The following is a 20,528-nucleotide window of genomic DNA, read 5'->3' as shown; positions in this document are numbered from 1 at the left end:
GACGATCGAGTGTAGCTAAAAGACCCGGACGCGCCCATACATCAGGGCAGATAATCCGGGTCACGTCGGGAGTATGTGTCCTTCGGAAACGCGATCAGCGCGGGCTGAAATCCGACAGCACGCCCTCATACCGTTTCGCGAGCGGGCGCGCATAGTCGCCGCGTTTCGCGGTGTGGAGTTTCAGCGCGATCAACGCCTCCGCCCATTTCACCGCCGCCGTCACACCCTCGACCACCGGCGCGCCGATCGCGTCCTCCACCTCGCGGCAGAACTCCGCCATGCCCGCGCAGCCGAGGACGATCGCATCCGAGCCGTCCTCGTCGAGCGCGCGCCGGCATTCGTCGATGATCGTCTGGCGCGCGGGCGACCCCGGCACGTCCAGTTCGAGCACGGGGACGTCGGTCGCGCGAACGTTTTTGCAAAAGCGCGTCATGCCGTAGCGCTCCGCCAGATGCCATGCCATGCCGACCGTGCGCTGCAACGTCGTGACGACGGAAAATCCCGGCGCGATCACGCTCGCCGCGTGCATCGCCGCTTCCGCGATGCCGATCACCGGACCGCGCGCCAATTCACGTGCGGCGTAAAGGGCCGGATCGCCGAAGCAGGCAATCACGTAACCGTCGAAACCCTGCTTTTCTCCCGCTTCCACTTCCGCCAGAAGTCCGAGCGAGGCGATCGCTTCGTCGTAATAGCCCTCGATGGACGGCGGGCCCATCGTCGGGCTCACGGCGACGATCTCCGTGCCGGGCGCCGCGACTTCGCGGGCGCAGCGGCCCATCGAATCGGTCATGCGCTGCGTCGTGTTCGGGTTGATCAGTTTGATGCGCATTGCTGTTCTCCACACTGCTTTGGAAGGTTCTCTCAGGTTCTATCGTGTGTTATAGGCGATGGGTCAGACCGGACGCTTGCGATCCGCCAGGAAGTAATAGAACACCGCGCCCAGGCCCGCACCGATGAACCAGGAGAAGTTCGCGGCGCCTTCGAGCGACGGCAGCATCACACAGAGAACCGCGATGACGGCGGCCGGCAGGAGCGCCATCACCGCACGGCGGTTCACGCCCTTCGTGTACCAGTACTTGCCTTCTTCGGACACCGAGTAGAGATCGTCCACCGCGAGCTTGCCGCGCTTCACGAGATAGAAGTCGAGGATCAGCACGCCGTACAACGGTCCGATGAAGCTGCCGAGAATATCCAGCGTGTAGTGGATCACCGCCGGATTGTTGAACAGGTTCCACGGCGTGATGAAGATCGACGCGGTCGCGGCCATCATGCCGCCCATACGCCAGCTGATGAGCTTCGGCGCGACGTTGGAGAAGTCGAACGCCGGCGATACGAAGTTGGCCACGATGTTGATGCCGATGGTCGCGATCGTGAAGGTCAGCGCGCCGAGAATCACGGCGGTCGGGTGATCGATGCGGCCGACGGTTTCGACCGGATCGGTGATCAATTGGCCGAACACCGGCAGCGTGGCCGCGGTCGTGATGACGGTCACCAGCGAGAACGCCAGGAAGTTGACCGGCAGGCCCCAGAAGTTGCCGCGCTTTACGCTGCGAAAGCTCTTGCAGTAGCGGGAGAAGTCGCCGAAATTCAGCATCGGGCCGGAGAAGTACGACACGACGAGCGAGATCGCGGTAATCATCACGGGAATCACTTCCATGCCGTGATACTTCACGCCGCCCAGATTCAGGCCGATGTTCTTGATGCCCGCGCGCCACACCATGTAGCCGGCGAGCAGGAACATCACGACGTAGACGGCCGGACCTGCGAAGTCGATGAACTTCTTGATCATCTCCATGCCGCGCCAGAACACGATGGCCTGCAGCACCCAGAGCAGCATGAAGCCCGCCCAGCCGAGCGCCGACAGACCCACGAAGCCGTACTTGTGCACGTCGGCGTAAGGCATCAGCGACGGCACGAACTTCAGCACGACGATGACGAGCGCGCTCGAAGCCAGATACGTCTGAATGCCATACCACGCGACCGCGATGAGCCCGCGGATCACGGCTGGAATGTTCGCACCGAGCACGCCGAACGTGGCGCGGCACGCGACGGGATACGGCACGCCGGCCACCTGGCTCGGCTTCGCGATCATGTTGCACAACGCGTTCACCAAGCCGATGCCGATCAGCAACGACACCAGCACTTGCCAGCTCGTCAGGCCGAGCGCGAAGAGACTGCCCGCGAACACATAGCCGCCGACGCTATGCACGTCGGACATCCAGAACGCGAAGATGTTGTATGCGCCCCAGGTCTGGTTCTTGAGCGGGGCGAGGTCTTCGTTGTAAAGGCGGTCGCTGTAACCGGCGGGTAGATTCGGATCGTGTTCCGCTGTCTGCTCTTCGTATTGCGGCAAGGCTGAACTGCCGGGTGCACTGAACTGGGCCATGACGTCTCCTTCATTGGCTGCTTGCGTAAGAAAAAACTGCAAATGCTGCTGTGACGAGCTTCGATCGGACACCTTCGCTGACATTTCGAATCAGCGCGGCATTCTTCGGATTTGCGTTTTCGCTTTGGGGCGTCACGCCAGAAGCGCGCGAGCACATGGCCCGGCACGCTCGCCCTGCGGCGACTTTCATCTCACGCTCACATGAGCGTCGTGTTCGATGCAGTGCACGCTGCTGATTTTTTTGCGCGTGCGACTCTCCGCGCGCCCGGCGCGGGGCGCGAGCACGGTCTTCGATTATTTAGTGCTGCTATCTTCAGCCGATGGCAGATTCTGCGATCTGCACTGTCACTGCTGCCTACGTATCGAGCGCCCTTTCGCGCTCGGCGGGCCTTGTGAATACTTCCTTCAAATCGACCGCGCCACGCGCCGGCCGCTCCAGCATCTTCAGCTCGACATCGCGCAGATGCTGCGCCATCAGGTCGCCGGCTTTCGCTGCATCGCCGGCATCGAGCGCGGCAAGAATGTCTTCGTGATCCTCGAATGAGCACGAGCTCTTTCCGAGCGACTCATACAGCGCCGAGATCAGCGTCGAGCGCGCGACGAGTCCCGACAGACATTCGCACAACACCGTATTGCCGGTGAGCGCCGCGAGTTCGGTGTGAAATTCGCCGGACAGCCGGATCCACGAAGAAAAATCGTGGCTCTCGAATGCGCGGCGCTCCTTGCCGATGGTCGCACTGATCGACTTCAGCCGGCGCGTGCCGTGTCCCTGCGCAATCCGCTCCACCACCGCCAGCTCGATGATGCGGCGCATCTCGAACACCTCATGCACTTCCTGCAGCGACGGACTTGCGACGAAGGCGCCGCGGTTCGGCTCCAGATCGACGAGCCGTTCGTTCGACAGTTGCGCGAGTGCCTGACGGACGGTGCCGCGCTTCACTGCGAACACCTCGCACAACTGCGCTTCGGTCAGCTTCGCGCCTGGCGCCAACCGATGTTCGAGAATCGCGGCGCGGATGCTCTCGGCGATCGACTCGGCATTCGCCCCGTTCGGAGCGACCGGTGAAGCATCGGATGCAGCACTACATTTGGCGTCGGACATGATGTGCTCGCTTGCATGTTAAGCATCTTAGAATCGACATAAAGATTGTCAACAATTCATTTCAAAACCGGAGGTCTCGAAGCGGTTCTTTAGGCAGAGCATCGGCCTGCGAGCCAGCTCCGGCAGGCCTCTGCGCCAATTTCACACGTTTTTGTCAGCATTGCCGGCACTTTTTTGTCGACAATTCATGCGTCTGATTTAGGGTGTAGTTGAATTCCGGATGGTGCACTTTAAGACCGTTAGTTGCACATATCCATTAAAAGAGAGGCGCTCGCTGGAGCGCCTTTTGTGCTCAAGTCAGGCCAGATGCGGGTAATCGGACAGTTTCAGCGTAAATCCCCGCTCGGTCGCGACGAGGTGCGCCGTCGCTCCGAAAGGAAGCGTCAGAAGATTTTCCACGTGTCCGAACTGCAACCCGGTCACCACAGGAATGCCGATCACGGATCTGACCTGCTCGATCATCGCGTCGAGCGAATAGCCGTTGTCGTAATCCGAAAGCCGGCCGCCCGAAAATTCGCCCATGACGATCGCCTGCTGACGGCCGAGCATGCCCGACTGATGCAACTGATAAATCATCCGTTCGATCCGGAACGGATGCTCGTTCACATCTTCGACGTAGAGAATTCCACCGTCGATCGGCGGCATATACGGCGTGCCGACGAGCGAGGCCAGAATCGCGAGATTGCCGCCCCACAGCGTGCCGGTCGCGTCCACTGACTGGCGCTGCGGCGTGTTGCTCGTCACGGTGAAACTAGAATGCGATATCGCGTTCCAGAAGTGCTGCATCGTGAACGGGCTCACCTGTTCGGCGCCGAAATCGCCTGCGAACATGGGGCCGCCGAAGCTTTTCACGCCGGCGTGCGCAAAGAGCGCGCACTGGATCGCCGTGAAATCGCTGTGACCGATGATGGCGACCGGCTGATCGGCGAGTCTGCGCAGGCCGAGATAGTCGAGTCCGTGCAGAATGCGCGATGCCCCATAGCCGCCGCGCACGGCAAGTACGATGTCAGGCAACGGCCGCGACGCGTCCGCGAGCCGGTTGAGGTCGGCCGCACGCTCGGCGTCGGTGCCGCCGAAGCGTTGAAAGCGCCGCCGCGTGGCATTGACGTTCTCCAGGCGATGCCCTTCCCTGCGCAAGCGTCCGAGGGCGCGCTCCACAGCCGCCGGATCGTGCGGATAGCCCGAGGGCGCGACGAGGTCGATGGTGCGTGATTTCACGATGTTGTCGTTGGATTCGTTGTCGGATCGGAGGTATCGGTCGCGGCGAGCAGGCCGGCTTCGCGCGCACGGCGCGCATCGCGCTCTTCACGTGCCAGGCGGCGGCGCTCGGCGAAGAAATTCTTGAGCGCGTGCCCGCATTCGTCTGCCAGCACGCCGCCCGTCACCATGGTGTGATGATTGAGCTGCGCATTCGCGAACATGTCGACGACACTGCCGCACGCGCCCGTTTTCGGGTCCGTCGCGCCGAAGACGACGCGTGCAATCCGCGCGTGCATGATGGCGCCCGCGCACATCAGGCACGGCTCGAGCGTCACATAGAGTTCACAGCCCGGCAGACGGTAGTTCTCGAGCTTCTGGGCGGCGGCGCGCAGCGCGGCCATTTCGGCATGCGCGGACGGATCGTGTCCGCGAATCGGATGATTGAAACCCGTGGCGATGACTTCATCGCCCAGCACGATCACCGCACCCACGGGCACTTCGCCCGCACGACGGGCTTCGTCGGCGGCGCTTTGCGCAAGCGCCATGAAGCGGCGATCGCGTTCGCTTGAAGGATCGGCGATGGCAGCGCTGGGCGCGGGCTCCGGCGCGTCCGGTGTCCCGATCACTTGACTTCCACCGCCACGCGCGACTGTGCGCGCTCGGAGAGCCGCTCGGCGATGCGCCGGCGGTACTCATGCGGCACGCAGCCGCCGCCACGGAGCGATTCGAGCGCCATGTCGAGCGCGAGCATCTTGGCTTGCAACTGACAACGGGCCGCGGGGTCCGTCACCTTGTCGAACTCTTCCTGCAGCCCGCGCAACGCGCGCAGCTGTTCGACGGCGGGTGGGACGAAGCCCGCATTTTTGAGGATTCGATTGGCGACACGCACTTCCTCGGGCACGAGGACGTCGTCGTCGAAGTGCAGCGGAGCGCCCGCGCCCGGCAGGTTGTTGAACTCGCCACGCGCAGCGGCTTCGTTGATCCGCTGTTCGACCAAAGCATCTAGCAATTTCATCGGGGATTACGACCGGCTTTCACCCGCGAACGGGCGCGGTCTGTCACGATTTCCGTTGGTTAGCTCGAAGTCGGAAGGCAGCCGGAAAACCACGCTCGCGCGTTGTTCGGCACGTCTCGACAATCCAAGCCCTATTCTATCAGCGGCTGCCGCGAGGTTTTCGGGCGACGCACGCCTGTTCGCGGCGCTTCACCGTATACGGGGCTTATCGCTGTCCATATGCGTCGTTTGCGCAACATTCGTTGACTGCTTCGTGGCAACTGTGCTTGTACGATGACTACGTGCCCGGCTCGCGCTCCAGACGCGTGGCGCTGTCGCGCGTGTAGCCCTCCGTCGCGAGAAGCAGCCGGCGCGTATATTCGTGCGCGACATCGCGCGAGCGCACCGCGTCCACGTCCAGTTGCTCGACGATCTCGCCATTGCGCATCACCGCGACGCGCTGACAGAGAAAGCCGATCACCGCGAGGTTGTGGCTCACGAGAATCATCGTCAGCTTGCGCTCGCGGTGCAGACGCCGAAGCAGGTTCAGAATCTCGGCCTGCACGGACACGTCGAGCGCGGAGGTCGGCTCGTCCAGCAACAGGACGCGCGGCTCGACGATCAGCGCCCGCGCGATCGACACGCGCTGGCGCTGGCCGCCCGACAACTGATGCGGATAGCGAAAGCGGAACGCCGGGCCGAGTCCGACTTCGCCGAGCGCATCGAGGATGCGCGCGTCTTCGTCACCGATGCCGTTGATCGCGAGCGGCTCGCGCAAGGTCTTGTCGACCGTGAAGCGCGGATGCAGCGCGCCGTAGGGGTCCTGAAACACCATCTGCACGTCGCGCCTGACGGGACGCGAACCGATGCGTATGCTGCCACCCGCGAGCGGCGTCAGTCCGGCGAGCGCGCGAAGCAGCGTCGACTTGCCGCTGCCCGATTCGCCGACCAGCCCAAAGACTTCACCCTCTTCCACGCGCAGGGAAACGTCGCGCACCGCGTCGACGTGGCCGGTCTTCGTCTTGAAACGGATGCAGGCGCGCTCGATGTCGATCATCGCGTCGTCCTTTCATCGAGCCACGCCGGGTCCCGTCGCAAGGTCGGCAGTTCGTCGGGCGGATTATCGAGCGGCGGATTCGCTTCGAGCAGCCCGCGCGTGTACGGATGGGTCGCGTGCGCGAGATCGCGCGCCGCGCACGTCTCGACGACGCGTCCGCCATACATCACCGCGACGCGGTCGCAAAACGACATCACGAGCGGCAGATCGTGGCTGATGAACACGAGCCCCGTGTCGTGGCGCTCGATCATCTCGTCGAGCACGGCGAGCACCTGCATCGACACGAGGACGTCCAGCGCGCTCGTGGGCTCGTCGGCGATCAAGAGGCGCGGCCCGGCAGAGACCATCATCGCGATCATCACGCGCTGGCCCATGCCACCTGAAAGCTCATGCGGATATGCATCCGCGACGCGCTGCGGATCGCGGATATGCACCGCTTCCAGCGCCGCGACGATGCGCTCGCGCAGCACGCGCCGGCTCTCTTTCACGCCTTGCCGCACGAAGGTTTCGCGCATCTGCTGCGCGACGGTCATCACCGGATTGAGCGAGAACTTCGGGTCTTGCAGGATCATGCTCATGCGTGTGCCGCACAAGCGGCGGCGCTCTTTGGGGCGCATCGCGAGCAGGTCCCGATCTTCGAAGCGCAGCGCCTTGGCGGACCATTTCGCCTCGGGCGGCAAGAGCCCGAGCAACGCGCGCCCCGTCAGGGATTTGCCCGATCCCGATTCCCCGACGATGCCGAGCCGCTCGCCCCGCCGCACCGTCAGCGATACGCCGCGCACCGCGGGCATGAGCGCGCCGTCGTGGCCCGTGAAGGCCACTTCCAGCTCGTCGATATGCGCCAGCGCGTCGGACAAGTCAGCCTCCATGACGCGGATCGAAGACGTCGCGCAGACCGTCGCCGAGCAGGTTAAAGGCGAGGCTCACCGCGAGGATCGCGAGGCCGGGAATCGTCGCGACCCACCACGCGTCGAGCAACACATTGCGGCCCGCCGCAACCATGTAACCCCATTCCGGGCTCGGCGGCTGAGCGCCCAGGCCGAGAAACCCCAGTCCCGCGACGGCGAGAATGATGCCGGCCATGTCGAGCGTCGCCCGCACGATCACCGACGACGAGCACAGCGGCACGATATAGCGCAGCAGAATGCGCAGGTGCGATGCGCCTTGCAGACGCGCGGCGTGGATGTAATCGGCCCGCGCGAGCCGCAGCGATTCCGCGCGCGCGAGTCGCGCATACGGCCGCCATGCGGTGATGGACAGCGCGATCACCGCATTGAGCACGCCCGGCCCGAGCGCGGCGGCGAACGCGAGCGCGAGCACGATCTTCGGAAACGCGAGCGCAACATCGGTCACGCGCATCAGCACCGTATCGACGATGCCGCCGCAGTAGCCCGCCACCGTGCCGATCGCGAGGCCGACCGGCACGACGAGCACGACGACGAGCATGGCGATGGCCAGCGTGAGGCGCGAGCCGTGCACGAGCCGCGAGAGAATGTCGCGGCCGAGCTGGTCGGTGCCGAACCAGTGCGCCGCGCCGGGCGGCGTGAGACGTTCGGCGAGCACTTGCTGCAACGGATCCTGCGAGACGAGTATCGGCCCGACTGCCGCAACCACGACGAGCAGCAGCAGGATCGCGAGTCCGAGCATGCTGAGCGGATTCGACGAGAACCGCCGCCAGCGCCGATAAGCCCGGCCGAGCGCGGCCTGGCGCGGGGACGCGGGCGTATCGGTGAGAAGCCACGTGCGCAAACCCGATCGCGCCGGTTTCATCTGCGCAAAGTCCTCCATGTCAGCGCGTGCGCGGGTCGAACACGCGGTAGAGCGCGTCGGTCAAAAGATTGAGCGCGATGAACGTCGCGCCGATCACGAGCGTGCTGCCGAGCACGGCGTTCATGTCGGCATTGAGCAACGCGCCCGTCAGATACGAACCGATGCCCGGCCACGCGAACACGATCTCGGTCAGCACCGAACCTTCGAGCAGATAGCTGTACGCGAGCGCGATCACCGTCAGAAGCGGCACGGCGATATTGCCGAACGCATGCCGCCAGATCACGCGGCGCTCGGGCAGGCCTTTGGCACGCGCGGTCGTCACGTATTCCTGGCTCAGTTGTTCGAGCATGAACGAGCGCGTCATGCGCGACAGATACGCGATCGAATAAAACGCGAGTACGCTCGCCGGCAGCGCGATATGAGAGAACGCGTTCCTGAAGACATCCCATTCGCCGGCGACGAGCGAGTCGATCAGCAGACTGCCCGTGCGCGTGTCGACCATGCCGTCGTAGACCGGATCGATGCGCCCCGGCCCCGACACCCAATGCAGCCGCGCATAGAACAGCAGGAGGCCCATCAGCGCGAGCCAGAACACCGGCACCGAACTGCCCGCGAGCCCGATCACGCGCGCAATGTGATCGACGATGCGATTGTGCTTCACCGCGGCCGCGACGCCGAGCGGCACGCCGATCGCAATGCCGATGAACGTCGAGAGCGTCGCGAGTTCCAGCGTCGCCGGAAAGACGCGTTTGATGTCGTCGATCACGGGATTGGCCGTCAGCAATGAGACGCCGAGATTGCCGTGCAGCACGTCGCGCGCGTAGATCACGAACTGATCGATGAGCGGCTTGTCGAGCCCGAGCCGCAAGCGCGCGGCGGCATACGCGCCCGCGGACGCGCGGTCGCCGAGAATTGCAAGCACCGGATCGATCGGAATCTTGCGGCCGATGAAGAACGTGATGGCAAGCAGGCCCGTGAACGTGATGACGAGCATCGCGATCCAGTGCGCGAGCGCAAGCGCGATGCGCACGCCGCCCCGATGCGCGCTCATGGCGCGCACGCGCTCGATGAACGTGACCGTACTCACTACTTCCTGATGTTTCGGTAGGACACGAGATCGTTGATCGGCCCGACTTCGAGACCGGTCACACCGGGACGCGCCGCGACCTGCGACACCTTCTGGAACATGATCACGAACGGCGACTTCGCGAGCACTTCACGCTGCATTTTCTCGTAGAGCTGCGCACGCTTTTTCGTATCGCTTTCGGCGAGCGCCGCGTTGGTTTCCTTAGTGAGTTGCGCAATGTCCCACGCGTTGCGCCATGCAAGCATCTTGTAGCTCGATGCATCCGAGTTGTCGGGGTTCCACACGAAACCCTGCGCGTTGCTGTGCGGATCGATGTAATCCGCCGACCACTCGCCGATATAGATGTCATGCGCGCGCGCCCGATAGCGTCCGAGCGTCTGCTTGTTATCGCTCGGCATGAGCTGCACCTTGATGTTGGCGAGCGCGAGATTCGCCTGCACCGCCTGCGCGATCTCGCTGTACGGATAGTCGTTGCGCACGTCCATCTTCACGGTGAACCCGTTGGTCAGACCCGCCTTGGCGAGCAGCGCCTTCGCCTTCGCGACGTCCTGGTGATACGGGTTCTCGTTCAGCGCGCCGAGAAAGCCTTCAGGCAGAAACGTCTCGTGAACCTTGTAGGTCGTCCGGATCACGTTTTTCTGGATGCCCTGATAGTCGATCAGCCACTTCATTGCTTCCCAGACCTCGGGCTTCGCGAGATTCGGGTTCTTGTTGTTGAGGCCGAGATACATGAGCGTGGCCTGAGGCACGGCCGTCGCCTTGATGACGCCGCTCTTCGAGAGCGTGTCGAGATCGTCGGGGCTCAGATCGCGCGCGACGTCGATGTCGCCGTTCTGGATCATCAGGCGCTGGCTTGCCGCCTCTGTCACGTGACGCAGCACGATGCGCTTCATGGCGAGCGGAATGCGATAGCCCTCGAAGCGCTGCAGCACGATACTGTCGTTCGCGGTCCACTTCACGAGCTTGTAGGCGCCCGAGCCGGCTTCGTTGGTCTTGAGCCACTCATTGCCGTAGTCGTTGCCCTTCGCGTGCGACTGGACGAGCTTGCGATCCACCACCGACGCCGGCCACGAACCGAGCACGTTGAGCACGAAGGTCGGCGCGTAACGTTGGTCAGTCGTGATGGAGACGGTCGTATCGTCGATCTTCTTCACGTTCTGCAATGCGTTCGCCTTGGTCAGGCCGATGCCCGCGAGCACCGCCGCCGCACCCTTGTCGAGCAGCGCGGTGCGCTGAATCGACCATGCGACGTCGTCGGCTGTCAGCGGATTGCCGGAGTGGAACTTGAGGCCCGGGCGAATCTTGAACGTGAACGTGAGGCCATCCTGACTCGCGCTCCAGGACTCGGCGACGTCGCCATTGAATTTCGACGGGTCTTTCAGGTCGACGCGCACCAGCCGGTCATACGTGTTCGCGACATATTCCTCCGGCACCAGTTCGTAGATTTCGCCGGGATCGAGCGAAGTGAATTCATCGAGCAGCGTCGCCATGACGAACATGTCCTTCGGCGTCGCCGCCTGCACGCCCGACAAGCCCGTGAATGCCGTCAGCGCCGAGGCGAGCATGACCGCCGCCAATGCCTTTTTCATGTGATGTCGTCCTGTTGGTATCGGGTTCACATCAGCCGCAGCGGGCCGCTTTCTTCGTTGTCGATCAGAGCAAGTTCGCGCGAGCCTGGCAATTCGTAATGCCACCACTCGCTTTTGATGTGCGTGAAGCCCGCGCCGTGCATCACGCCGAGCAACAGCGTTCGATTACGCTGGACGTGCTCCGGCAGGCCGAAGTGGAAATGCTCGGATTCGACGACCATCGCGTCGAATTCGGTGCCCATGTCGAGCGCGTTGCCATCGCGATCGACGAGTGTCAGGTCCACCGCCGTGCCGCGGCTATGGTTCGAGCCGCGGCCGAGTTCGGCGATGAACGTCGGATCGGGCAGGAAATCCCACAGCACCTTCTGCGCTTGCGGCGGACGATAGGCGTCGAAAATCCGAAGCGTCGTGCCGATGCTGCGCGCGATATCGACGGCCTTTCTTAGCGCGGCTTCGGCGGGTTCGAGCAGCAGGCAATGCTGCGCCTTGTAGATCGGCTTGCCGGTGAAGTTGCGATCGGTCGCGTAGACGAGATCGATCTGGACATTGTGCGTTTCGGGCGTGATATGCAGCAGGCGGGACCGGGTCATGTAAGCGCTTCGTATCGATTTATTCCGATACACGAACCTTAACGCGTTAGAAAAATCCGCGAAACCCTTTATTTCGGGTGGTTCCGGCGATTCACGACAGGAGCGGCCAGCGCGCGAGGACTTCGTATTGCGACCGGCCGATGAAGCTGCGCACGAGCGCGAACTCGCGCGCGGTCCATGCGATGGGTTCGACGGCCTGGCGCGCGATGCGGTGCTCGTCGTAGAGCAAGGTCACGTGGGGCGTGAAGCGGGGATGGCGTTTGAGGGCGATGCCGGCGGCTTCGAGCGCGGTGCCGAGCGTGTGTTCGAGGGCGCCGAGTGGCTCGGCGACATCGCCCGACAGAACGAGCGGGCGCTTCGCGCGGCGGCCGGCAAAGCTCCCGATGCGATCGAGGACGAGTTCGACGGGCGGCGATGCGATTCGGCAAGCCGCGGTGCATGCTTGCGCGACCACATCTGCGGGAACGCCTGCGAAGGCGCCGAGATAAAGCAGCGTGACGTGAAGGCGATCGGCGGAAATCGCCCTCGCCTTCAGCCTATGTTCGATGCGCAGCCGCGCCGCCAGTTCGGCGATTCGTGCAGCGGCGGCTGCGTCGGGATAGAGCGCGAAAAAGAGCGAGTCGGTGATGCGCTCGCCCGGTTTGAGGTCGGGTGCCGTGTCACTCATGCGCCCGACTCGTGGTCAATGTGAAGCGACGCGCGGTCACTCCCACTCGATTGTCGCCGGCGGCTTCCCCGAGATGTCATACACCACCCGATTGATGCCACGCACTTCATTGATGATGCGGTTGCTCACATGCCCGAGCAGTTCATGCGGCAGATGCGCCCAATGCGCGGTCATGAAGTCGAGCGTCTGCACGGCGCGCAGCGCGACGACGTACTCGTACGTGCGGCCATCGCCCATCACGCCGACGCTCTTCACCGGCAGGAACACCGCGAACGCCTGGCTCGTGAGGTCATACCACGACTTGCCGGTTTCCTTGTCGATGGTATTGCGCAGCGTCTCGATGAAAATCGCATCCGCACGACGCAGCAAATCCGCAAACTCGCGCTTCACTTCGCCGAGAATCCGCACGCCGAGACCCGGACCCGGGAACGGATGGCGATACACCATCGCAGGCGGCAGTCCGAGCTTCACGCCGAGCTCGCGCACTTCGTCCTTGAAGAGTTCACGCAACGGCTCGAGCAACTTGAGATTCAGCGTCTCCGGCAGGCCGCCGACATTGTGATGGCTCTTGATGGTGTGCGCGCCCTTCTTGCCCTTGCCCGCCGATTCGATCACGTCCGGATAGATCGTGCCCTGCGCGAGCCACCTGGCGTCGGTGAGCTTGTCCGATTCCTTATGAAACACTTCGACGAACTCCGCGCCGATGATCTTGCGCTTCGCTTCCGGATCGGTGACGCCTGCGAGCTTTTGCAGAAACTCCTCGCTCGCGTCGACGTGAATCACTTTCACGCCCAGATGATCCGCGAACGTCGACATCACCTGCTCCGCCTCGTTCTGGCGCAGCAATCCGTGATCGACGAACACGCACGTCAACTGATCGCCGATCGCGCGATGCAACAGCGCCGCCGCCACCGACGAATCGACGCCACCCGAAAGGCCGAGAATGACGTGCTCACCGCCGACCTGCGCACGGATCTTCTCCACCGCCTCGTCGATGTAATGGCCCATCTCCCAATCCGCTTTCGCGCCGCACAGCTCCAGCACGAAGCGCTCGAGCATCGCGCGACCCTGCACCGTGTGCGTGACTTCCGGATGCCATTGCAGGCCGTAGAAGCGGCGGTCGTCGTCGGCCATCGCGGCGATCGGGCACGACGGCGTCGAGGCCATCAGCCGGAAGCCCGCAGGCAAGTCGACGACCTTGTCGCCGTGGCTCATCCACACCTTGAGCATCGACTCGCCCTGAGCGGCCTTGAAGTCCTCGATGCCTTCCAGGAAACCCGTGTGATTCAGCGCCTGCACTTCCGCATAGCCGAATTCGCGCACGTTGCCCAGTTCGACTTTGCCGCCGAGCTGATCGGCCATCGTCTGCATGCCGTAACAGATGCCGAGCACCGGCACGCCGAGATCGAAGACGATTTGCGGCGCGCGCGGCGACTTGGCCTCGGTGACCGAGCTCGGCCCGCCCGACAGGATGATGCCCTTGGGATCGAATTCGCGGATGAACGTCTCATCGACGTCGTACGGATGGATTTCCGAGTAGACGTGCGACTCGCGGATGCGCCGTGCGATCAGCTGGGTGACTTGGGAGCCGAAATCGAGAATCAGGATTTTGTCGTGCATGGCTGCGGCCAAAGGCTAGTGAACGATGAATGTCTGTGCTGCCGGACGCGACGTCGCGCAGCCCGTCTGCAAATAAATCGACGGCCGGCGAAAGGGCCGACCGTGCTTGTCTTGCGTGTTTGTCTTGCGTGTTTGCGCTGCATGTTTGCGCTGCTGCACGTGCGTGCCTTGCGGCATGTGCTTCGCGCCCTCAACGTGGTGCGCGGCTCGCGTCGGGCCCGAGCGGATCGACTCTTCGACCCGTCGCCGGATCGATCTCGCCGCTGATCAGGGGTTCGATGCGCTTGCCGGTGACCGGATCGATCGCGCGGCCCGTCACCGGATCGAGCGTGCCGCCCGTGACGGGATCGACGGCGCCGTCCGGATGCGCGCGTATCGCGGCCGATGAGATCGGTGAAGCCGGATCGAGCGGACGCCCCGTTGAATCGATCGCGCGACCGGAAACCGGATCGATGGCCGTCGCTCCCGGCGCGCGCGCCGCGGGACGGACGCCGGCATCGATCGGCTCGACGCGCGACGAAGGCGCCGTGGCGCCCGTGCGAACGTCCTCGCGCTTTTGCGCCGCCTTCTTCTCCGCGCGCTGGGCCGACGCGGCGCCAGCCAGCGCCGCGCGCTCGCGTCGCCGCACCACCGACGACAGTCTCACGCTGCCCAAACCGAGTACCAGAAGCACGGCGCCGACCACCGCTGCGCTGATCTGTCCGAAGCCATCGACCTGCGGCGCATGCAGACCGAGCAGCCACACCAGCACCACGACCCCCGAGAGCCATTGCACATGACCCGAGACGCGGGCGGCCCGGGCCGACAACGCGCCATCGACGGCCGCATGAAACGCGAGCCACGAAAGCCCGATGAGCGCGATGCCGAGCAGTTGCCCGGCAAACGCCGGCTGCACGCGGATCGAATCCAGTTGCAGCGCGCCGTACAAGCCCGCCCACGGCGTCAGCAGAAATAGCAGACCGAACGCCAGAAAAATCAGGGCATTGATGACGAGCACGACCCGCAGCAACGGCTTCATGATCGCTCCGCTTGATTAGTCGACGTGATAGTTGGGTGCTTCCTTCGTGATCTGCACGTCGTGCACATGCGACTCGCGCATGCCGGCCGCCGTGATCTGCACGAATTCCGCCTTCTCGTGCATTTCGCCGATGGTGCGGCAACCGCAATAGCCCATGCTCGCGCGCACGCCGCCGACGATCTGGAACAGGATTGCGTTGACCGAGCCCTTGTAGGCCACGCGGCCTTCGATGCCTTCCGGCACGAGCTTGTCGATGTTCGCCGAGTTGTCCTGGAAGTAGCGGTCCGCCGCCCCGTCCTTCATCGCGCCGACCGAGCCCATGCCGCGGTACGACTTGTATTGACGGCCCTGGTACAGGAAGACGTCGCCCGGGGATTCTTCCGTGCCGGCGAGCATGCTGCCCATCATGACGACGTTCGCGCCCGCCGCAAGCGCCTTCGAGACGTCGCCCGAGAAGCGCACGCCCCCATCCGCGATGACCGGCACGCCGGTGCCGCGCAGCGCTTCGGAGACGTTGGCGATCGCCGTGATCTGCGGCACGCCGACGCCCGCGACGATCCGCGTCGTGCAGATCGAGCCCGGGCCGATACCGACCTTCACCGCGTCCGCGCCGTATTCGACGAGCGATTTCGCCGCCGCTGCCGTCGCGATATTGCCGCCGATGACCTGCACGCGCGGGTAATTCTGCTTGACCCAGCGCACGCGCTCGAGCACGCCCTGGCTGTGGCCGTGCGCGGTATCGACGACGATCACGTCGACGCCCGCCTGCGCCAGCAGGTCCACGCGCTCTTCATTGTCCGGACCTACGCCGACCGCCGCGCCCACACGCAGCTTGCCGTCCTCGTCCTTGCAGGCGTCCGGGTTTTCGGTCTGCTTGGTGATGTCTTTCACCGTCATCAGGCCGCGCAGCTCGAAGGCGTCGTTGACGACCAGCACGCGTTCCAGGCGATGGCTGTGCATCAACGCCTTCGCTTCGGCGAGCGACGTGCCTTCCTTGACCGTCACGAGACGCTCGCGCGGCGTCATGATGTTGCGCACCGGCTCGTCGAGACGCTCCTCGAAACGCAGGTCGCGGTTGGTGACGATGCCGATCAGTTGCGCGCCCTCGACCACCGGGAAGCCCGAAATGCCGTGCTGCTGCGTCAGCGCGATGACGTCGCGCACGCGCATCTGCGGCGGCACCGTGATCGGATCACGCACGACGCCCGACTCGAAGCGCTTCACTTTCGCGACTTCGCGGGCCTGTTCCTTGGCGGTGAGATTCTTGTGGACGATGCCGATGCCGCCCATCTGCGCCATCGCGATGGCGAGCCGGCCTTCGGTGACCGTGTCCATGGCTGCGGACACGAGAGGCATGTTCAGGGAAATATTGCGAGTCAGCTGGGATTTCAGGCTGGTGTCGCGCGGGAGAACGCTGGAGAACGCAGGCACGAGGAGCACATCATCGAACGTGAGTGCTTTCTGGATCAGACGCATGGCAAATCCTATGGGCGCAAAAGCAGATTATACCGATAGTTCCCTGCATTTTCACTGCCCGAACAGCAGCTTAGGCCATTCCGGCGCAAAATCCGCGCCGTGCGCGCCCGCGTGCCGGACACACCCGCCGTTGCAGTTTTCGACAAGACGGCCGCCCGGGGCCGCGTGCTACGCTTCGCGCCGTCAAGTGAAATAACGACCGGAGTCGGGCAATGCAGCGCGGTGTGATGTACGGAATGGCAGCGGGTGCGATCTGGGGCTTCATCTTTCTCGCACCACGGCTCTTGCCGGATTTTTCGCCGCTCGCCCTGAGCGTGGGACGCTATCTGATGTACGGCGCCGTGTCGCTCGCGGTCGCGCTGCCGATCGCTCGAAGGCTCCTCGCCAAACTCACGCGCGCCGATTTCATCGCGCTCGTGAAGCTGGCGCTGGTCGGCAACCTGCTCTACTACATGCTGCTCGCGAGCGCGGTGCAGCTCGTGGGCGTCGCGCCTTCGTCGCTGATCGTGGGGATTTTGCCCGTGACCGTCACGCTCGCCGGACGGCGCGACCACGGCGCGATCGACCTCAGGCGGCTCGTCGGGCCTTTGCTGCTCGTGCTGGCGGGCATCGCATGCATCAACCTGGACGTGTTCAGCGACGTGCTTTCACCCGCGGTCAGCAGCGAGCACGCGACCAGCGTGCTCACGCGACTGACCGGTCTGGCGTGCGCCCTCGGGGCGCTTGCGTCCTGGACCTGGTACGCGGTTGTCAACGCGCGCTATCTGCAAGCGAATCGCCACTTCGACGGCAACGAGTGGTCCGTGCTGTGGGGCATCGTGACGGGCCTGCTCGGACTCGTGCTCGGCGCGGTCATCTGGATGTTGCCCGCGGGCACGGTTCAGGGGAGCGTGCCGGTCGCACGCTGGCACCTGTTCTGGATCGTCTGTTTCGCGCTGGCGACCGGCGGCTCGTGGCTCGGCAACATGCTGTGGAATGCGGCGGCCAAGCGCTTGCCGCTCACGCTCGCGGGCCAGATGATCGTGTTCGAAACGCTCTTCGCCTTGCTTTACGCTTTCGTCTACGACGGCCGCTGGCCCCGTACGCCGGAAGTGCTGGCGATTGTACTGCTGCTCGTCGGCGTGCTCTGGTCGGTCAGACAACACACGCTGGAGCCCGCCCCGGCGGGGGCGAAGGAAGCGCCCGCGCATTGAATCCGCTCAGCGCGAATCCTTCGACTGCCACTTGCGCCCTTCGATCGACCCAGCCTTGCGCGCCTTGTCGACACGGCGCTGACGCGCGGCCTTCGGATCGACCAACAGCCGCCGATAAATCTCCACGCGGTCGAAATCGGCGAGCGCCGTATCGAGCGCCTTCACCTTGCCGAACACGCCGACCTTTTGCGTCGTCAGGTCGATGTCCGGATGCGCGCGCACCACGCCGCTCGCGTCGATTGCATCGCGCACCGTCGCGCCCTCTTGCAGATCCACGCGCTTCAGAAACGCGCCGTCGGGCAGACCGTAGCAAACGTCGATATGCATCATGGCTTGCCGTAGCGCTGATCCGCACGCTTCACGAAGGAATCGACGAAAGTGTTGGCAATATGGCTGAACACCGGCCCGATGAGCTTCTCCAGGATCACATTGGAGAATTCATAGTGAAGCGCGAATTCGATCTTGCACGCGTCCGCGCGCAGCGGCGTGAAGCGCCAGTAACCGGTGAACTTCTTGAACGGGCCGCTCAGGAACTCCATATCGATGTTGGTCGGACGGTTCTGCGTGTTGCGCGTTGCGAAGTGCTGTTTGATGCCCTTGAAGCTGATGTCGATCTTCGCTTCCATGCCGCTTTCGTCCTGGCGGCCGATTTCGACGCCACCGCACCAGGGCAGGAAATTGGGGTAGTCGGCGACATCGGTGACGAGGTCGAACATTTCTTCCGCTGAATGGCGGATCAATACGGTTTTCTGGACGTCTGCCATATAGGGCGCAGCGGTGGCTGAATTGGGCGGCAACGCGCAAGAGAACGCGGGAGAAGTTCGAATGCCCGCCGGCGCGCTGCTAAAATCGTGATTTTAAACGAGTTGGGCACTTTCCATTCATGAGCATCATCGACAACAGAAAAGCCTTCTTCGATTACTTCGTCGAAGAGCGCTACGAGGCCGGTCTCGTGCTCGAAGGCTGGGAAGTCAAGGCGCTGCGCGCGGGCCGCGCGCAGATCAAGGAAGGCTATGTCGTGATCAAGAACGGCGAGCTCTTTCTGATCGGCACGCATATCAGCCCGCTGCCCGAGGCGTCGAAATTCGCCAATCTGGATCCGGTGCGCACGCGCAAGCTGCTGCTGCATCGCGACCAGATCGACAAGCTCATCGGCAAGGTCGAGCAGCGCGGGCATACGCTCGTGCCGCTCAACTTCCATTACAAGGACGGCCGCGTGAAATGCGAGATCGGGCTGGCGAAGGGCAAGAAGCTGCACGACAAGCGCGAGACCGAAAAGAAGCGCGACTGGGAACGCGAGCGCGGGCGGCTGATGCGCACGGCTTCGCGTTGAACGAATCGGGGCGCTTTGCAGCGCCCCGATTGCTTTGCCGCGTCAGCTCTTTCTGATGACGCCGCCGCCCTCGCCTCTCACGATGGTCAACGCCGACGCGATCATCGAACTCATATCGGACAGGTTACCCGGCACGATCAACGTATTGCCCGTCTTCGCAATGTTGCCGAACGCGCCGACATACTGCTCCGCGATCTTCAGGTTCACCGCTTCCATGCCGCCCGTCGTCTGAATCGCCGTGCCGATTTTCTGAATGGCCTGCGCATTCGCCTCGGCCACCGCGAGAATCGCCGATGCCTCGCCTTGCGCCTGATTGATCGCCGCCTGACGCTCGCCTTCGGACTTCTGGATCGCGGCTTCGCGCGCGCCGGCGGCGAGATTGATCTGCTCCTGCTTGCGGCCTTCGGACGCGGCGATCAACGCGCGCTTTTCGCGCTCCGCGGTGATCTGCGCCTGCATGGCGTGGAGGATTTCCTTCGGCGGCGTCAGATCCTTGATCTCGTAGCGCAGCACTTTCACGCCCCAGTTCGACGCGGCTTCGTCGAGCGCATTCACGATGCTCTGGTTGATGAAATCGCGCTCCTCGAACGTCTTGTCGAGCTCCAGCTTGCCGATGACCGAGCGCAATGTCGTCTGCGACAACTGCGTGATCGCGAACACGAAGTTACTCGAGCCGTACGACGCCTTCATCGCGTCGGTGACCTGGAAGTACAGCACGCCGTCGACTTGCAACTGAGTGTTGTCGCGCGTGATGCATACCTGGCTCGGCACTTCGAGCGGAATCTCCTTGAGCATGTGCTTGTACGCGATGCGATCGATGAACGGCAGCACGATATTGAGACCCGGCGTGAGCGTCGCGTGATAGCGGCCGAGCCGTTCCAGCACCCACGCATGCTGCTGCGGGACGATCTTGACCGTGTTCATCACGATCACAATGGCGATGATGAGCACGATGAGCGCGAAATACATTGTGTGACTCCTTCTTGTTGAGCGAGCTTGCTAGCGTTTGGCCGCGACGATCAGCCGATTCCCGTCCAGCGCCGTGATCCGGTAGTACCGCGCGCCTTCGGCTTCACCCGGCGCGAGTTCGACGTCCCACTGCGCGCCGCGGTACATCACGCGCGCGCGACCGTCGCGCCATTGATCCACTTCCAGCGTCGCGCCGATATCGAGATTCACGGCCACGTCCCGCGACGCGTCGCGCCGTTTCCGGCTGCCGAGGCGCGAGCGCCGCAGCACCGCGACGGCGATCAGCGCGATCACGGCCGCCGCGCCCATTTGCACATGCGGCAACGCGCCTGACACGTAAGCGATGCCGCCGGCGATCATCCCCAGCGCGATCATGAGCAGATAGAACGTGCCGGTGAACAGCTCCGCGACGATCAGCGCGCCCGCCGCGACCCACCAGATCAATCCACTCGTCACCATCGCCGGTCTCCAAACGAA

General features: G+C 63.8%; 22 protein-coding genes. 2 read left to right on the top strand and 20 right to left on the bottom strand.

Features of this window, described 5'->3' with window-relative positions:
• Nucleotides 1–94: 94 nt before the first annotated feature.
• From NCR38_RS05830 to guaB, 16 genes are all read right to left on the bottom strand, one after another.
• Complete coding sequence (locus tag NCR38_RS05830) at nt 95–829, bottom strand: aspartate/glutamate racemase family protein (protein ID WP_250476558.1); 735 nt, start codon at nt 827–829, stop codon at nt 95–97.
• A gap of 63 nt (nt 830–892) precedes the next feature.
• On the bottom strand, nt 893–2,386 hold the full coding sequence (locus tag NCR38_RS05825) for an NCS1 family nucleobase:cation symporter-1 (RefSeq protein WP_250476557.1): 1,494 nt from the start codon (nt 2,384–2,386) through the stop codon (nt 893–895).
• 355 nt (nt 2,387–2,741) lie between these two features.
• Nucleotides 2,742–3,488 carry a GntR family transcriptional regulator gene (locus NCR38_RS05820; RefSeq protein WP_250476556.1) on the bottom strand — a complete coding sequence of 249 codons (747 nt, stop codon included), beginning with the start codon at nt 3,486–3,488 and terminating at the stop codon, nt 2,742–2,744.
• A gap of 297 nt (nt 3,489–3,785) precedes the next feature.
• Nucleotides 3,786–4,709 carry a muramoyltetrapeptide carboxypeptidase gene (gene ldcA / locus NCR38_RS05815; RefSeq protein WP_250476577.1) on the bottom strand — a complete coding sequence of 308 codons (924 nt, stop codon included), beginning with the start codon at nt 4,707–4,709 and terminating at the stop codon, nt 3,786–3,788.
• Nucleotides 4,703–5,314, bottom strand: coding sequence for a tRNA adenosine(34) deaminase TadA (tadA, locus tag NCR38_RS05810; protein WP_250476555.1), 612 nt, complete (start codon nt 5,312–5,314; stop codon nt 4,703–4,705). Before tadA ends, ldcA begins: the two co-directional genes overlap by 7 nt.
• Nucleotides 5,311–5,703: a DUF1992 domain-containing protein gene (locus tag NCR38_RS05805; protein ID WP_061117539.1), complete on the bottom strand. Its 393-nt coding sequence runs from the start codon at nt 5,701–5,703 to the stop codon at nt 5,311–5,313. The genes tadA and NCR38_RS05805 overlap by 4 nt, the downstream gene beginning before the upstream one ends.
• 277 nt (nt 5,704–5,980) lie before the next feature.
• Complete coding sequence (locus NCR38_RS05800) at nt 5,981–6,739, bottom strand: ABC transporter ATP-binding protein (RefSeq protein ID WP_061117540.1); 759 nt, start codon at nt 6,737–6,739, stop codon at nt 5,981–5,983.
• Nucleotides 6,736–7,608: an ABC transporter ATP-binding protein gene (locus NCR38_RS05795; protein WP_061117541.1), complete on the bottom strand. Its 873-nt coding sequence runs from the start codon at nt 7,606–7,608 to the stop codon at nt 6,736–6,738. The genes NCR38_RS05800 and NCR38_RS05795 overlap by 4 nt, the downstream gene beginning before the upstream one ends.
• Nucleotides 7,598–8,509 carry a nickel transporter permease gene (gene nikC / locus NCR38_RS05790; RefSeq protein ID WP_250476554.1) on the bottom strand — a complete coding sequence of 304 codons (912 nt, stop codon included), beginning with the start codon at nt 8,507–8,509 and terminating at the stop codon, nt 7,598–7,600. The genes NCR38_RS05795 and nikC overlap by 11 nt, the downstream gene beginning before the upstream one ends.
• Nucleotides 8,510–8,528: 19 nt before the next feature.
• Nucleotides 8,529–9,560, bottom strand: coding sequence for an ABC transporter permease (locus tag NCR38_RS05785; RefSeq protein ID WP_250476576.1), 1,032 nt, complete (start codon nt 9,558–9,560; stop codon nt 8,529–8,531).
• A gap of 35 nt (nt 9,561–9,595) precedes the next feature.
• On the bottom strand, nt 9,596–11,161 hold the full coding sequence (locus NCR38_RS05780) for an ABC transporter substrate-binding protein (RefSeq protein WP_250476575.1): 1,566 nt from the start codon (nt 11,159–11,161) through the stop codon (nt 9,596–9,598).
• Between the two features lie 50 nt (nt 11,162–11,211).
• Nucleotides 11,212–11,775 carry a D-alanyl-D-alanine dipeptidase gene (gene ddpX, locus NCR38_RS05775; protein ID WP_061117544.1) on the bottom strand — a complete coding sequence of 188 codons (564 nt, stop codon included), beginning with the start codon at nt 11,773–11,775 and terminating at the stop codon, nt 11,212–11,214.
• Nucleotides 11,776–11,866: 91 nt separating this feature from the next.
• A complete protein-coding gene (gene thpR, locus NCR38_RS05770) occupies nt 11,867–12,442 on the bottom strand; it encodes an RNA 2',3'-cyclic phosphodiesterase (protein ID WP_250476553.1) in 576 nt (191 codons plus the stop codon).
• A 36-nt stretch (nt 12,443–12,478) separates the two neighbouring features.
• A complete protein-coding gene (gene guaA, locus NCR38_RS05765; protein WP_061117546.1) occupies nt 12,479–14,062 on the bottom strand; it encodes a glutamine-hydrolyzing GMP synthase in 1,584 nt (527 codons plus the stop codon).
• A 190-nt stretch (nt 14,063–14,252) separates the two neighbouring features.
• Complete coding sequence (locus tag NCR38_RS05760; RefSeq protein WP_061117547.1) at nt 14,253–15,080, bottom strand: hypothetical protein; 828 nt, start codon at nt 15,078–15,080, stop codon at nt 14,253–14,255.
• 15 nt (nt 15,081–15,095) lie between these two features.
• Nucleotides 15,096–16,556: an IMP dehydrogenase gene (gene guaB / locus NCR38_RS05755; protein ID WP_061117548.1), complete on the bottom strand. Its 1,461-nt coding sequence runs from the start codon at nt 16,554–16,556 to the stop codon at nt 15,096–15,098.
• A 212-nt stretch (nt 16,557–16,768) separates the two neighbouring features.
• Between guaB and NCR38_RS05750 the strand changes: the two genes are divergently transcribed.
• A complete protein-coding gene (locus tag NCR38_RS05750; protein WP_061117549.1) occupies nt 16,769–17,749 on the top strand; it encodes a DMT family transporter in 981 nt (326 codons plus the stop codon).
• Between the two features lie 6 nt (nt 17,750–17,755).
• Here NCR38_RS05750 and NCR38_RS05745 read toward each other — a convergent pair whose 3' ends face one another.
• Both NCR38_RS05745 and NCR38_RS05740 read right to left on the bottom strand, forming a co-directional pair.
• Nucleotides 17,756–18,079 (bottom strand): RnfH family protein, encoded by a 324-nt coding sequence (locus NCR38_RS05745; RefSeq protein ID WP_250476552.1) that lies wholly within the window; start codon nt 18,077–18,079, stop codon nt 17,756–17,758.
• On the bottom strand, nt 18,076–18,513 hold the full coding sequence (locus NCR38_RS05740) for a type II toxin-antitoxin system RatA family toxin (RefSeq protein WP_061117551.1): 438 nt from the start codon (nt 18,511–18,513) through the stop codon (nt 18,076–18,078). Before NCR38_RS05740 ends, NCR38_RS05745 begins: the two co-directional genes overlap by 4 nt.
• Before the next feature lie 119 nt (nt 18,514–18,632).
• On the opposite strand from NCR38_RS05740, the gene smpB reads away from it, so the two are divergent.
• Nucleotides 18,633–19,082 (top strand): SsrA-binding protein SmpB, encoded by a 450-nt coding sequence (gene smpB / locus NCR38_RS05735; RefSeq protein ID WP_061117552.1) that lies wholly within the window; start codon nt 18,633–18,635, stop codon nt 19,080–19,082.
• Nucleotides 19,083–19,124: 42 nt separating this feature from the next.
• Here the strand turns inward: smpB and NCR38_RS05730 are convergent, their stop codons facing one another.
• Together NCR38_RS05730 and NCR38_RS05725 are read right to left on the bottom strand one after the other, a co-directional pair.
• Nucleotides 19,125–20,051 (bottom strand): SPFH domain-containing protein, encoded by a 927-nt coding sequence (locus NCR38_RS05730; protein WP_061117553.1) that lies wholly within the window; start codon nt 20,049–20,051, stop codon nt 19,125–19,127.
• Nucleotides 20,052–20,081: 30 nt separating this feature from the next.
• Nucleotides 20,082–20,510, bottom strand: coding sequence for an NfeD family protein (locus NCR38_RS05725; RefSeq protein ID WP_250476551.1), 429 nt, complete (start codon nt 20,508–20,510; stop codon nt 20,082–20,084).
• Between the last annotated feature and the right edge of the window lie 18 nt (nt 20,511–20,528).

The sequence above is a fragment of the Caballeronia sp. INML1 genome (assembly GCF_023631085.1).
Lineage (GTDB): Bacteria > Pseudomonadota > Gammaproteobacteria > Burkholderiales > Burkholderiaceae > Caballeronia > Caballeronia turbans.
This window is presented reverse-complemented; position numbering and strand designations above follow the sequence as displayed.

Bases quoted from the DNA above. Each gene is read 5' to 3' on its own strand.
- NCR38_RS05830 (WP_250476558.1), bottom strand. From the start codon at position 829: ATGCGCATCAAACTGATCAACCCGAACACGACGCAGCGCATGACCGAT.
- NCR38_RS05825 (WP_250476557.1), bottom strand. From the start codon at position 2,386: ATGGCCCAGTTCAGTGCACCCGGCAGTTCAGCCTTGCCGCAATACGAA.
- NCR38_RS05820 (WP_250476556.1), bottom strand. From the start codon at position 3,488: ATGTCCGACGCCAAATGTAGTGCTGCATCCGATGCTTCACCGGTCGCT.
- NCR38_RS05805 (WP_061117539.1), bottom strand. From the start codon at position 5,703: ATGAAATTGCTAGATGCTTTGGTCGAACAGCGGATCAACGAAGCCGCT.
- NCR38_RS05800 (WP_061117540.1), bottom strand. From the start codon at position 6,739: ATGATCGACATCGAGCGCGCCTGCATCCGTTTCAAGACGAAGACCGGC.
- NCR38_RS05795 (WP_061117541.1), bottom strand. From the start codon at position 7,608: ATGGAGGCTGACTTGTCCGACGCGCTGGCGCATATCGACGAGCTGGAA.
- nikC (WP_250476554.1), bottom strand. From the start codon at position 8,509: ATGAAACCGGCGCGATCGGGTTTGCGCACGTGGCTTCTCACCGATACG.
- NCR38_RS05785 (WP_250476576.1), bottom strand. From the start codon at position 9,560: ATGAGCGCGCATCGGGGCGGCGTGCGCATCGCGCTTGCGCTCGCGCAC.
- NCR38_RS05780 (WP_250476575.1), bottom strand. From the start codon at position 11,161: ATGCTCGCCTCGGCGCTGACGGCATTCACGGGCTTGTCGGGCGTGCAG.
- ddpX (WP_061117544.1), bottom strand. From the start codon at position 11,775: ATGACCCGGTCCCGCCTGCTGCATATCACGCCCGAAACGCACAATGTC.
- thpR (WP_250476553.1), bottom strand. From the start codon at position 12,442: ATGAGTGACACGGCACCCGACCTCAAACCGGGCGAGCGCATCACCGAC.
- guaA (WP_061117546.1), bottom strand. From the start codon at position 14,062: ATGCACGACAAAATCCTGATTCTCGATTTCGGCTCCCAAGTCACCCAG.
- NCR38_RS05760 (WP_061117547.1), bottom strand. From the start codon at position 15,080: ATGAAGCCGTTGCTGCGGGTCGTGCTCGTCATCAATGCCCTGATTTTT.
- guaB (WP_061117548.1), bottom strand. From the start codon at position 16,556: ATGCGTCTGATCCAGAAAGCACTCACGTTCGATGATGTGCTCCTCGTG.
- NCR38_RS05750 (WP_061117549.1), top strand. From the start codon at position 16,769: ATGCAGCGCGGTGTGATGTACGGAATGGCAGCGGGTGCGATCTGGGGC.
- NCR38_RS05745 (WP_250476552.1), bottom strand. From the start codon at position 18,079: ATGATGCATATCGACGTTTGCTACGGTCTGCCCGACGGCGCGTTTCTG.
- NCR38_RS05740 (WP_061117551.1), bottom strand. From the start codon at position 18,513: ATGGCAGACGTCCAGAAAACCGTATTGATCCGCCATTCAGCGGAAGAA.
- smpB (WP_061117552.1), top strand. From the start codon at position 18,633: ATGAGCATCATCGACAACAGAAAAGCCTTCTTCGATTACTTCGTCGAA.
- NCR38_RS05730 (WP_061117553.1), bottom strand. From the start codon at position 20,051: ATGTATTTCGCGCTCATCGTGCTCATCATCGCCATTGTGATCGTGATG.
- NCR38_RS05725 (WP_250476551.1), bottom strand. From the start codon at position 20,510: ATGGTGACGAGTGGATTGATCTGGTGGGTCGCGGCGGGCGCGCTGATC.